Source organism: Paenibacillus sp. FSL K6-0276, assembly GCF_037977235.1.
Taxonomy (GTDB): domain Bacteria; phylum Bacillota; class Bacilli; order Paenibacillales; family Paenibacillaceae; genus Paenibacillus_AQ.
In genome coordinates this window covers 3,744,931-3,757,997 of the sequence record NZ_CP150276.1, presented here as the reverse complement: position 1 = coordinate 3,757,997, position 13,067 = coordinate 3,744,931, and the positions used below count along the sequence as shown (strand labels likewise).

At 44.4% G+C, this 13,067-nt stretch carries 12 protein-coding genes; all 12 read left to right on the top strand.

Going from position 1 to position 13,067, the window contains the following annotated elements:
- Positions 1 to 326 precede the first annotated feature (326 nt).
- Positions 327 to 2,429: a polyribonucleotide nucleotidyltransferase gene (gene pnp, locus MHH52_RS17665; RefSeq protein ID WP_340003828.1), complete on the top strand. Its 2,103-nt coding sequence runs from the start codon at positions 327 to 329 to the stop codon at positions 2,427 to 2,429.
- Positions 2,430 to 2,674: 245 nt separating this feature from the next.
- Positions 2,675 to 3,658 (top strand): polysaccharide deacetylase family protein, encoded by a 984-nt coding sequence (locus MHH52_RS17660; protein WP_340003827.1) that lies wholly within the window; start codon positions 2,675 to 2,677, stop codon positions 3,656 to 3,658.
- 76 nt (positions 3,659 to 3,734) lie between these two features.
- Positions 3,735 to 5,003 carry a pitrilysin family protein gene (locus MHH52_RS17655; RefSeq protein WP_340003826.1) on the top strand — a complete coding sequence of 423 codons (1,269 nt, stop codon included), beginning with the start codon at positions 3,735 to 3,737 and terminating at the stop codon, positions 5,001 to 5,003.
- Positions 4,978 to 5,424 carry a dUTP diphosphatase gene (gene dut / locus MHH52_RS17650; RefSeq protein ID WP_340003825.1) on the top strand — a complete coding sequence of 149 codons (447 nt, stop codon included), beginning with the start codon at positions 4,978 to 4,980 and terminating at the stop codon, positions 5,422 to 5,424. The genes MHH52_RS17655 and dut overlap by 26 nt, the downstream gene beginning before the upstream one ends.
- A 197-nt stretch (positions 5,425 to 5,621) precedes the next feature.
- Complete coding sequence (gene dpsA, locus MHH52_RS17645) at positions 5,622 to 6,518, top strand: dipicolinate synthase subunit DpsA (RefSeq protein WP_340003824.1); 897 nt, start codon at positions 5,622 to 5,624, stop codon at positions 6,516 to 6,518.
- Position 6,519: 1 nt separating this feature from the next.
- Entirely contained in the window at positions 6,520 to 7,116 is a 597-nt protein-coding gene (locus MHH52_RS17640) for a dipicolinate synthase subunit B (protein ID WP_340003823.1), read from the top strand.
- A 55-nt stretch (positions 7,117 to 7,171) separates the two neighbouring features.
- Positions 7,172 to 7,297 carry a hypothetical protein gene (locus MHH52_RS17635; RefSeq protein ID WP_340003822.1) on the top strand — a complete coding sequence of 42 codons (126 nt, stop codon included), beginning with the start codon at positions 7,172 to 7,174 and terminating at the stop codon, positions 7,295 to 7,297.
- Between the two features lie 259 nt (positions 7,298 to 7,556).
- Positions 7,557 to 8,780: an aspartate kinase gene (dapG, locus tag MHH52_RS17630; protein ID WP_340003821.1), complete on the top strand. Its 1,224-nt coding sequence runs from the start codon at positions 7,557 to 7,559 to the stop codon at positions 8,778 to 8,780.
- Positions 8,781 to 8,796: 16 nt separating this feature from the next.
- Positions 8,797 to 9,672 (top strand): 4-hydroxy-tetrahydrodipicolinate synthase, encoded by an 876-nt coding sequence (gene dapA, locus MHH52_RS17625; RefSeq protein WP_340003820.1) that lies wholly within the window; start codon positions 8,797 to 8,799, stop codon positions 9,670 to 9,672.
- A gap of 510 nt (positions 9,673 to 10,182) precedes the next feature.
- On the top strand, positions 10,183 to 11,862 hold the full coding sequence (locus tag MHH52_RS17620) for a ribonuclease J (RefSeq protein WP_313639270.1): 1,680 nt from the start codon (positions 10,183 to 10,185) through the stop codon (positions 11,860 to 11,862).
- 215 nt (positions 11,863 to 12,077) lie between these two features.
- A complete protein-coding gene (locus MHH52_RS17615; protein ID WP_313639269.1) occupies positions 12,078 to 12,857 on the top strand; it encodes an ATP-dependent Clp protease proteolytic subunit in 780 nt (259 codons plus the stop codon).
- Entirely contained in the window at positions 12,854 to 13,066 is a 213-nt protein-coding gene (locus tag MHH52_RS17610) for a YlzJ-like family protein (protein ID WP_313639268.1), read from the top strand. The genes MHH52_RS17615 and MHH52_RS17610 overlap by 4 nt, the downstream gene beginning before the upstream one ends.
- Position 13,067 lies beyond the last annotated feature (1 nt).

Below are 13,067 nucleotides of genomic sequence, written 5' to 3'. Positions count from 1 at the left end.
GGACAGCTGGGTTGCTTTTTGAAAATTTAGGGCAAACTTTATAGCAAGACTGATGAGATTATTCGTAAAAACGGCCACTTTACATCATCTGTAAGACTTAGCCGTTTCTTCTTATATGCATACAGAACAGGCTACATACCTTAAATTATAAGAAAGTATAAGTTTCGCACTATACTTTGATCTTATAATTCTCGCATAAACGCTACCGTCCTTATAAGGACGCCGAAGGCGTTTTTAGCTTAGGGACAAGCCTTTCCGATTCATTAGATCGATTTGTGAACCTGCTATATTTGACTGCGGGTCTACTACTATTCAAGGAGGTATTTATGGAAAAACGTGTAGAAATGCAGCTAGGCGGAAGACGCCTTGTGCTGGAAACGGGCCGCCTAGCTAAACAAGCAAACGCAGCCGTTATGGTACGTTATGGGGATACTTCGGTATTATGTACCGTTACGGCTTCGAAAGAGCCTAAGGATCTGGATTTTTTCCCGCTTACAGTTAACTATGAGGAAAGATTATATGCGGTAGGTAAAATTCCTGGCGGATTTATTAAACGTGAAGGCAGACCGAGTGAAAAAGCGATTCTGTCCAGTCGATTGACAGACCGTCCGATTCGCCCACTGTTTCCTGAAGGATTCCGTAATGATGTACAAGTTCTCAATTTGGTAATGAGTGTGGATCAGGACTGCGCACCAGATATTGCTGCTATGATCGGTACTTCAGCTGCACTTAGTATTTCCGATGTGCCTTTTGATGGACCAATCGGCGGCGTTGCTGTAGGTCGGATTAATGGAGAGTTTGTGATCAATCCGGATATGTCTCAGCAAGCAATCAGTGATGTTTATGTAGTGGTTGCTGGAACGAAGGACGCAATCATGATGGTTGAAGCAGAAGCGAACGAAGTGACGGAAGATGTGATGCTCGAAGCGATTATGTTCGGTCATGATGAAATCCGCAAGATCGTTGCAACCATTGAAGAACTGGTTAAAGTGGCTGGTAAAGAAAAGATGGCTGTAAAGCTACATGCAGTGAATGCTGACGTGAATACTGAGGTACGTGCATTTGCTGAGGCTCGTCTGGTGGAAGCCGTTAAAATTGTTGAAAAACATGCGCGTCAGGAAGCGATTGATGTCGTTAATGATGAAGCGGTTGCGTATTTCGTAGAGAAGTACATAGAAGCACCGGAGCTTCTGAAAGATGTTAAAGAAGTCCTACATGATATCGTGAAGGATGAAGTAAGACGTCTAATCACGCATGATAAGGTTCGTCCAGATGGACGTAAACTTGATGAAATCCGTCCGATTGAATGTGATACAAGCCTGTTGCCGCGTACGCACGGTTCCGGTCTGTTCACACGTGGACAAACACAAATCCTTAGCGTTTGTACCCTTGGAGCACTAGGTGATGTGCAAATTCTCGACGGAATCGATCCTACAGAAACGAAACGTTTCATGCACCATTACAACTTCCCGCCGTTCAGCGTAGGGGAAGCTCGTCCGCTCAGAGCACCAGGACGCCGTGAAATCGGTCACGGAGCACTTGGAGAACGTGCATTATCCAAGGTTATTCCTAGTGAAACTGAATTCCCGTACACGATTCGTCTAGTATCAGAAGCGATTGAATCTAACGGTTCTACTTCCCAGGCAAGTATCTGTGCCAGCATTCTGGCTATGATGGACGCTGGTGTGCCAATCAAAGCACCGGTAGCTGGAGTAGCAATGGGTCTGATCAAAGACGGAGAGCATGTCTCCATCCTGACGGATATTCAAGGTATGGAAGATCATCTCGGAGATATGGACTTCAAGGTAGCTGGTACAGCAGAAGGTGTTACAGCTATTCAAATGGACATAAAGATTGCCGGTATCGACCGCAACATTCTTCAGGATGCACTTCAGCAGGCTAAAGAAGGCCGTCTGTTCATCTTGGACAAAATGAATGAAGCGATCTCTGTGCCAAGACCTAATCTGTCCAAATATGCTCCGAAAATCATTATCATCAACATTAATCCGGACAAAATCCGTGATGTTATTGGTGCTGGCGGTAAAATTATCAACAAAATCATTGAGGAAACCGGCGTGAAAATCGACATCGAACAAGATGGTCGTGTCTTTATCGGATCTTCTGATGAAGAAATGATTCAAAAGGCTCGTTCGATTATCGAAGGCATTGTACGTGAAGTACAAGTCGGTGAAATCTATGTGGGTACAGTTAGACGTATTGAGAAATTCGGCGCATTTGTTGAACTCATTCCGGGTAAAGACGGATTAGTGCACATTTCCCAATTGTCCACTGAGCGCGTAGCTAAGGTAGAGGATGTCGTTGCTATTGGTGACACCATTACCGTTAAAGTAACTGAAATCGATCAACAAGGCCGGGTTAACCTGTCTCGTAAAGCGGTATTGACTTCGGAAACTGGAGCTAAATCGTAAGTTTGATCTTAGTTATACCTTTACAAAGGTATTGAATTGCATAATTAAAAGAGACAGAAGCGAATTGCGTTCTGGCTCTTTTTTTATATGAACAGAAGTGAAAAATTGGACCAAGCATTCCTATCTATTAGTCTTGTATCTGTTCTTATGACATAAATTCCTCCCTTGTCTCATAGATTGGGACAAAGTGTCTTTGGAATCGCGTGGGACGGACTGGGGCCGTTTCTGCCGGGGAGGAAGTCGTCATGAAGACGGAAAAAGTGGCATTAGTTTTTGCTTGTGTAGCAATCGTTATAGGAATTGGTAGCACTCAGGGGCCGGTAAAGGACATACTTGCGCAATTGAAGCCGCAGGATGATCTGGCTGTGTGGAAGGATATTCCTAAAGCGGAGAACAATGATCTTCGTATGCGGATTGAGACCGCCGCGGCCAAGCTTAATGCACCACCAGTGAATGCAGTTGTTGATCGGGTATGGAAAGCTATTCCGGGCTATAACGGACTTGAGATTGATGTAGAGAGTACCTATCGGATTGCTCTTTTGGCGCCAAAAGAACCCATAAAATTTGTGTATCGGCAGATCGAACCACAGGTATCTCTGAATCAACTTGGAGCTGAGCCCATATATCGAGGAAATCCGGCGAAACCAATGGTATCACTGATGATTAATGTGGCGTGGGGGAATCAGTATATTGGGCCAATGCTGAATACTTTGGATGAAGAGAACGTGAAGGTTACGTTTTTTTTGGATGGGAGCTGGCTTAGTAAGAATCCGGAGCTTGCTTCAGAAATGCTAAAACGTGGACATGAGATGGAGAATCACGCCTATACCCACCCCAATATGAGTACTTTAAGTCGTGCACGGGCTACTGTCGAAATTGAGAAAACTCAAAAGCTTTTGAAGGAGACACTTGGGGTCACAAATACATGGTTCGCCCCGCCATCCGGTGATTTCGATCAAGAGACAGTAGAGATCGCTAGCAGTTTAGGATTAAAGACTGTACTCTGGACTGTGGATACGGTGGATTGGCGCAATCCTTCTCCTGAATCTATAGTTGCCAAAATCACAAGCAAAGCTGAACCCGGCACACTTGTTCTAATGCATCCTACTGCCTCATCCTCCAAGGCGCTGAAGGCCATGATACGCGGGATTAAGGCAAAAGGGTTACAGCTAGGTACAGTTAGCCAAACGCTGTCTGCGGAGCGTCTGATCCCCTCTGATGTTGAGTGAGTGATCTATTTCTGGTAGGATTATAGGCACGTGTATAAATTTAGATAGAACATGGCTATCGCCAGGAGGACTTGAAGTGGAAAAAATAGTATTATCCAATGGTTTGCGAGTGGTTATGGAGAAAATTCCGACCGGCCGGTCCGTTTCTTTCGGAATCTGGGTAAAGACAGGTTCGCGGAATGAAAACCCTGGAAACAACGGGATTTCCCATTTTGTAGAGCATATGCTTTTTAAAGGTACGGATCGATATAGCGCTAAGGATATTGCCGAGCAGTTCGATGCTATTGGCGGTAATGTAAATGCGTTTACCTCTAAGGAATATACTTGCTATTATGCAAAAGTACTGGATGAGCATCTGCCCATCGCAGTAGATGTGTTAGCTGATATGTTTTTCCGTTCACGGATGGATGCTGAAGAGTTAGAGAAAGAAAAGAACGTCATCCTTGAGGAAATTTCTATGTGCGAGGACACGCCAGATGATCTTGTGCATGATCTGATGTGTGCTGCTGCCTACAAGGATCATCCGCTTGCGTATTCTATCCTTGGCTTAAAGGAACGGCTGATGGAGATGAAGCCAGATGATCTTCGTGCCTATATGAAGGAGCAATATACGATTGAGAACACGGTAATTAGTGTAGCGGGCAACATTAGCGATGGACTGATTGAGCTGTTGGAACAGCATTTTGGTTCATTCTCTAATCATGGCACTTCTGCGCCGCTGACTCCACCGGATTATTATGGGGAATTGTTGTTTCACCGCAAGAAAACAGAACAGAACCACATCTGTCTCTCCTTACCGGGGGTACGTTCTGGCGATCTATTGCAATATGCTATGGTACTTATTAATAATGCCATAGGTGGTGGAATGAGCTCACGGATGTTCCAAGAGATTCGTGAAAAACGTGGTCTAGCCTATTCTGTATATTCATACCACAGTTCTCAAGCGGATTCTGGTTTGTTTACGGTCTATGCTGGAACAGCACCAAAGCAAACCAAGGATGTTATGGAGCTAATTAAGGAAATGATGTACGATCTTGCTACTAAGGGTCTTAGTGAAGATGAACTAAGAAAAGGCAAGGAGCAGCTTAAAGGTAGCCTCATTCTTAGTCTGGAAAGTACTAGTAGCCGTATGAATCGTATCGGAAAAAATGAACTTATGCTCGGAAGACATAATACATTAGACGATATGATCGCCAAGATTCAGTTAGTAACGATGGACAATATTAACAGCGTGCTTGATAATATGTTTGCTGAGCCACTTTCTTTAGCGATGGTAGGCTCAACAGATAAAGCTATTGCAAATGTTAGGAGAGATGATCTTGTCTTATTACGTACAAATCAATAAACTAGCTGGAAACGAGGATGTTAATCTTCCTTGTAAAATGTCAGAACAGGCTTCTGGCTATGATCTTTATGCTGCTGTTGAAAGTGAAGTCGTGCTTGCACCAGGAGAACGTGCATTAATTCCAACAGGTATATCACTAGCTATGCCAGACGGACTAGAAGCTCAAATCCGTCCACGGAGTGGACTGGCCCTGAAGCATGGGATTACTTGTTTGAACACACCTGGAACTATTGATGCAGATTATCGTGGAGAGATCAAAGTATTGTTGATCAATCTAGGGCAGGAGTCTTTTGCTATTGATCGTAACGAGCGTATCGCCCAAATGGTATTTCAAGCGGTTCCAGTGGTGACTTTGGTTGAAGTAGAAACATTGTCCGAAACAGAGCGCGGTGCCGGAGGCTTCGGCCATACTGGGAAATAATATAAATCGTTTGAAAAAAGCTTGCGAATTCATGCCTAATGGGCGTGATTCGCAAGCTTTTTTTGTTCAAATATAAGAAAGTATAAAGTTCACATTCGAGGATGCATGGTAATTCTTCTCCGCTCTTCACCCATTAAGAATGCCCAGCATAAGATGCTCTATAGTCGATAGTGTATGTTGAAAGGAGCGTCATCCCTATGCTTACTGGCGTCAGGATCGTGTTCCTGGGCGGGGACGCGAGACAGCTTGAAGTGATTCGGAAATGTGTGGAATTGGATGCGACGGTAAGCGCTGCCGGGTTCGATAAGTGGGAGACCCCTTGCCCAGGGGTGAGCCTGGAACAGATGTCGGTAGAGCTGCTTAGTAATGCAGATGTACTAGTGTTGCCTACGGTAGGTTGTGATGATGACGGGAATATCAGTGCTCTATTTTCTTCTGAACGCTTAATGCTCTTAGAGGAGCATTTTGCTGCTCTGCCCCCCGATTGTTTGGTGTATAGCGGTATGGCCAAAAGCTACTTGCGCGGTATGTGCGCCAAGCATTCACTAAAGTTAATTGAATTGCTTAATCGTGACGATGTAGCCATCTACAACTCCATCCCAACAGCGGAAGGAGCACTGGTTATGGCCATTCAGAACACGGATTTTACCATTCACAGTTCCAAATCGATGGTACTGGGCATGGGCAGAACGGGTTTTACAATGGCAAGAAGTCTTCAAGGATTGGGTGCTAGTGTAAAAGCTGGAGTTAGAAAACAGGAACATTATGCACGTGCTGAGGAAATGGGCTGGAAGCCTTTTATGACCAGTGAACTGTTGCTTCATGTGCTGGATGTTGATCTGATATTTAATACAATTCCAAGTATGATCATCACCGCACAAGTACTCTCAAGAATTTCTCCTCATTGCTTGATTGTCGATCTGGCTTCCGCTCCAGGTGGATGTGACTTTCGTTATGCAGAGAAAAGAGGAATTAAAGCGATGCTGGCACCGGGACTCCCTGGCATTGTAGCTCCTAAAAGCGCTGGGATTATTATGGCAAATGCGCTGGTTCAGTCGATATCGGACGAGGCTTTAATCAAGGGGGACGAATAAAATGGATTGGCACGGAAAAACAGTAGGGTATGCGATTACCGGATCTCACTGCACATTTGCGGAGGTAATGCCGCAAATTCAGCGCTTCGTAGATGGGGGAGCAAACGTAGTACCCATAGTTTCTGCATCTGTACTGGGGACGGACACCCGTTTCGGAACATCGCAAAATTGGCTAAAACAGTTGAAAGATATAACAGGTAATGATATCATTTCTACAATTGTTGAAGCAGAACCGCTGGGTCCTTCCAAGCTGCTGGATGTGTTGACGATAGCACCTTGCACTGGAAATACAACGAGTAAATTGGCAAATGCTATGACTGATAGTCCAGTGCTCATGGCTGCAAAATCGCAGATGCGCAATGGACGTCCGCTTGTTCTGGCGATATCTACCAATGACGGCTTGGGCCTTAACGCCGCAAATATTGCAAAGCTTTTAGTGGCCAAACATATTTATTTTGTGCCATTCGGACAGGATAACCCTGAGGGCAAACCTAACTCGTTAGTAGCGCGTATGGATCTTATCCCAGAAGCTTGCTATGTCGCTTTGCAAGGTAAACAACTACAGCCGATGATTATCGAAAAGTTTCATTCAGTCTAGAATAGACGGAATCGGCGGATCTAGTTGTGGACAATAAAAAGGGGAGATGCACCAAATGAGCAATGAGAAGTTAAATGTCGCCGTAGTCGGAGCTAATCTTGATTCAAAAGACACGGTCGTTAACGCTCAAAGCCAAGATCTGCTATACCCATTGCTGATCATTGCTACCAAAAAAATATAAGCACATCTGCTACCGTCCTCATTTCGAGGGCGGTACAACCATTTTCACAATATAAGAAAGTATAAGTTTTGCACTTATACTTCCTTATATTTCTCGCATATACGCTTACCGTCCTTATAAGGACTCCGAAGGCGTTTATGCTTGACTTACTTAAGAAATAAGCTTACGTACTGTAATGGAATTTCTCATTTAGAACCGAAATGAGTTCTGATTACGAATGTTTAGTGTGTTTGCTTTGACAATAATGGAGGAATTATACATGGGTATTCTGGTACAAAAATTTGGAGGAACATCGCTTTCAACACCGCAAGCTAGAGAACACGTAATTCGTAATGTCAAACGGGAGCTGGCAAGTGGCTATAGTTTGGTCATTGTTGTTTCGGCTATGGGCCGACGCGGAGAACCTTATGCAACAGATACTTTGCTGGATTGGGCCGTACAGAATGGAGATTCACTCCCAGAGCGTGAGAAGGATCTCTTAATGTGCTGTGGTGAGATTATCTCTGCTACTACACTTTGTGGGCTGTTGGAGAATGAGGGTATTGATTCTACGGTATTAACGGGAGCTCAGGCTGGATTCATGACAGATAGCAACTATGGCAATGCAAGAATTCTAGATGTACGTCCTGAACGAATCCTCCGCGAACTGCGTGAAGATAAAGTGGTTATAGTGACGGGATTCCAAGGTCAGACTGAAGCTGGTGATTTAACGACTTTGGGCCGTGGAGGAAGTGACACCTCTGCGACTGCACTAGGTGCTGCTCTTCATGCAGATATGGTGGATATCTATACAGATGTTAACGGGATTCTTACAGCGGATCCGCGGATCGTTGAAGATGCTAAGCCACTAACTTATGTTAGTTATACTGAAATATGCAATATGGCTCATCAAGGAGCAAAAGTAATCCATCCACGTGCGGTAGAGATTGCTATGCAGGCACAGATTCCTGTACGTGTTCGTTCAACATTTTCGGAGAATGAAGGTACGCTGGTTACGAATCCTGAAGGATTCAACGACATCCAGTCTGGTGGCATTGTAGATCGCTTCGTGACAGGGATTGCTTACGTCAGCAACGTCACACAGATTTCTGTGGAATGTCCAGACGGAAATGGAACGGGCGTTCAACTGCAAATTTTTAAGAGTATGGCTGACAATGGTATAAGCGTTGATTTTATTAATGTAACACCTACGGAAGCTCTTTATACTGTGTTCGATGACAAATCAGAGAAGGCCATTTCTGTTCTCCAGCAATTGGGTTTGCGTCCTAAGAGTTTATCTGGTTGCGCAAAGGTTTCCGTTATTGGGGGCGGAATTAACGGTGTACCTGGTATTATGGCTCGTATCGTTGAGGCGCTTAGCTCACAAAATATTCAGATTCTCCAATCCGCAGATTCGAATACGACCATTTGGGTGCTTGTGAAGAAAGAAGATATGGTACAGTCCCTGCGTTCGCTGCATGCTATGTTTGAATTGCACCGCTGACAAGGAGGAATTCAATGTGGATTTCGGAAGATTAATAACAGCCATGGTAACCCCCTTTGACGGGGATGGAGAAATCAACTGGGATGTAACTTCACAGCTTATCGATTATTTGATTGAGGAACAGAAATCAGAGGCATTGATTGTTTGTGGCACTACTGGGGAATCTCCAACGTTGAGTGATGAGGAGAAACTACAACTGTTTTCTTTTGTACTAGAGAAGGCGAATGGACGCTGTAAAGTCATCGCTGGAACAGGTAGCAATAACACGAAACATTCTATTCACCTCACGAAGGAAGCTGAGAAAATTGGTGTGGATGGTGTGCTTCTTGTCGTTCCATATTACAATAAGCCCAATCAGGAAGGGCTCTATCAGCATTTTTCCGCGATTGCTTCGGAGACTTTGTTGCCGGTGATTCTGTATAATGTTCCCGGTCGTACGGGTGTGAGTATGAGTGTAGCCACAACCCTTCGACTTGCTGAAATTGCGAATATCGTTGCAACAAAAGAATGCGCATCTGTCGATCAGATTACGCTTATCGCTTCTGCATGTTCAGATGATTTCCGTGTATATACAGGTGATGATTCAGCGGGCTTAGCAAGTCTCGCCGTCGGAGGATACGGAATTATCAGTGTAGCTAGTCACGTGGTTGGAGCGCAGATGTCAGAAATGATTTATGCTTATACCTCCGGAAACGTTCAGCGAGCGGGAGAGATTCATCGACAATTGTTCCCAATTTTTAAAGGACTGTTCGAATGTCCGCAACCTCTGCCGAATCCTTCAGCTGTCAAATATGCTTTAAGTCTGATGGGGTTGCCTGTCGGAGGCGTTAGATTGCCACTTATTTCACCTACGGAAGCTGAGGCGGCCTTTATTGAAGCGCTATTTCACTAAGTGCTAATCAGTGATGTTATTCGTTTTAAACCGGCTTCTCCTTTGGAGAGCCGGTTTTTGTATTTATAATATTTTGCTAAAATATTGGGTCGCATTTAAGGAAAGAATTTGAATACGAGATAGGGTGACTTGTCTTTTGCCAAAAAAATCATGTATAATGATTTTAAGTGACTGGGTGCGGTTAAAATTAAATATGCGGTAATCTTCCGTCAATGGTATACATTGTGAGACAGGATAGGTCCCAAGATGAGTCTGTGTAAATGATTGACATGTCTTCGCGCGAGGGGCGCGACGGTGAATTTTGACGGCGTTTGTCCGCTTCAATATGAACTTTACTGCCCGGAATCGGGAGCTTTCGCATTGCGCATTTTACAGATTTTAGGAATATCCTTGTTGATTAAGGAAGCTATCAGCTGTTTGAAGAATGTGTTCAGCGCCGCTGAAATAATCGAAGTTCAATATTTACCAATAAAAGTATGACGTCCAACATCATAGGAGGGTTAGATTCATTTGTCCAAAAAAAACAACAACGATAAATTGATGATTTTCGCATTGGGCGGAGTCGGAGAAATCGGGAAAAACATGTATGTCATTCAATATGGAGCTGACATTGTAGTCGTGGATTCGGGACTGAAGTTCCCGGAAGAAGATATGCTCGGTATTGATATTGTAATTCCTGATATCTCTTATTTGACAGAGAACCGTGACAAGGTAAGAGGTATTGTACTTACCCACGGACACGAGGATCACATCGGTGGTCTCCCATATGTCCTGAAGAATTTGAATGTTCCGGTTTATGGAACAAGACTTACATTAGGCCTTGTAGAGAACAAATTGAAGGAAGCAAACCTGCTGGGCGACACCAAACGAATTCTGATTAATGAAGATTCAGAAATTCAACTGGGCAACTCACTCAAAGTTACTTTCTTCAGAACCAACCACAGTATTCCTGATTCAGTCGGTGTGTGCATTGAAACACCGGAAGGTAACGTAGTTCATACGGGCGATTTCAAATTTGACCACACACCAGTCAATGGTCAATTTGCAAATCTGCATCGGATGGCTGAAATTGGCCAGAAGGGCGTACTTGCTCTTTTGTCGGATAGTACGAATGCTGAGAAGCCAGGCTTTACCCCATCTGAGAAGAATGTCGGTATCGTTCTGGAAGATATTTTCCGCAAGGCTGAGCAACGTGTTGTTGTAGCAACTTTTGCTTCCAATGTGCACCGTATTCAACAAGTGGTTAATGCAGCAGAATCCACGGGGCGTAAGATTACAGTAATTGGCCGTAGTATGGTAAACGTTGTATCCATTGCTTCTGAGCTTGGATATCTGAACGTACCAGACGGTATGCTGATCGAACCTGAAGAGATGAACAGAATGGCGGGTAACCGTGTCGTTGTTCTTTGCACAGGAAGCCAAGGCGAGCCAATGTCCGCATTGACCCGTATGGCACGTTCTAGTCATCGTAAAGTAGATATCTTGCCAGGTGATACTGTTATTATTGCGGCAACACCGGTACCAGGTAACGAGAAATATGTAGGCCGTACCATTGATGAATTGTTCCGTCTTGGCGCTAACGTAATTTATAGCGGTTCCAACTCCGGCGTTCACGTATCCGGTCACGGTAGCCAGGAAGAGCTTAAGCTTATGCTCAACCTGATGAAACCGAAATATTTCATTCCTATTCACGGTGAATACCGTATGCAGCGCAAACATGCACTTTTGGCAGAATCCGTTGGCGTAGAGTCACAGAACATTTTCATCACTGAAATCGGTGAGATTGTGGAAATTCAAGGCGGTGCCGCTCGTAAAGCTGGTAAAGTAACAGCTGGTAACGTATTGATTGACGGTCTGGGTGTAGGCGATGTAGGTAATATTGTATTGCGTGACCGTAAGTTGCTGTCTCAAGATGGTATTCTGGTTGTCGTGGTTACACTAAGCAAGCAGAATGGTGCGATTGTCTCCGGACCTGACATTATTTCTCGCGGTTTCGTATACGTGCGTGAGTCCGAAGGACTGCTCGACGAAGCGAACCGAATTGTTTCCAGTACACTGCAACGCCTGATGAGTGAGAAAGTAAATGAGTGGGCCTCGCTTAAAACAAGCGTGAAAGATTCGCTCGGTCGTTTCTTATATGAGCAAACACGTCGTAGACCGATGATTTTGCCAATTATCATGGAAGTGTAAGGAGAATTCTCCTTAAATAAATATATAGTTAGGGCATAGGCCCCTTTTCCCCGGAAATATTGGACGGTTTCCACGGGAGAAGGGGTTTTTGTATTGTTTATATTCACATTCTGAGGAGAGGTTTGCATAATGCGGGGCCCTGAAATGTCATACTAATGAAAGTTAGTAAGGCTATAGCAGACAAGAGCTGCATATGAAAAGGGAGAGCTGCGAAGATGAACTACATTGATGGAACAAATGGAGCAAAGAATGAGGAAGTTATTCCTGGAGAGGAAAATCCGAGTACAAATGAGAATATGCCGCCCACTACTATGGGAGCGCTAAAGGAGCTTGGACAAACGACTGTTCCTAGCGGAGAACCGGATATCTTTTGCATAACGATCATCGGTCAAATTGAAGGCCACATTGTAATGCCTCCTCAGAACAAAACGACAAAATACGAGCATATCATTCCACAGCTGGTGGCAGCTGAACAGAACAAGAATATCAAAGGTCTGCTTATTATTTTAAATACTGTAGGTGGAGATGTTGAAGCTGGACTAGCGATTGCCGAAATGATCTCTTCGCTCTCTAAACCAACGGTAACGGTGGTCATTGGTGGGGGTCATAGTATTGGCGTTCCGATCGCAGTATCTTCAACTTATTCGATTATTGCGGAAAGTGCTACGATGACGATTCATCCGATTCGTATGAATGGTCTAGTAATCGGAGTACCACAGACGTTCGAATATATGGAGAAAATGCAGGAGCGTGTAGTTAAATTCGTTACCTCTCATTCACGTATTTCTGAAGAGCAGTTCCGGGACCTCATGTTTAAGACGGGTGAGCTCAATCGTGATATTGGAACAGCTGTCGGGGGACTCGATGCCGTAAAATTTGGCTTAATGGATGAGGTGGGGGGAATTGGAGCGGCTCTTGCACATCTTAATCGTATGATCGGTGGGGATTTCTCTGCAGCGCCTACAGCAACGATTTCAGGAGGGATTACCCAATGACACTTTATACAGTGATGTCGATGGAACAGGTGTGGGAGGGGGCGTTTAATAATTACGCTACAACGCGAGAAGTAAGTGTTCAAGGGATGCTGATGCAAGTTGAACCTATGGAGGAAGGACGCGCACGTATAGTGAGATTGCTGGATTGTCCATTGGAGCGTTATTTGGATCCGTCGTTCTCTCCTGGAGCGATAATTACGTTAACATAAA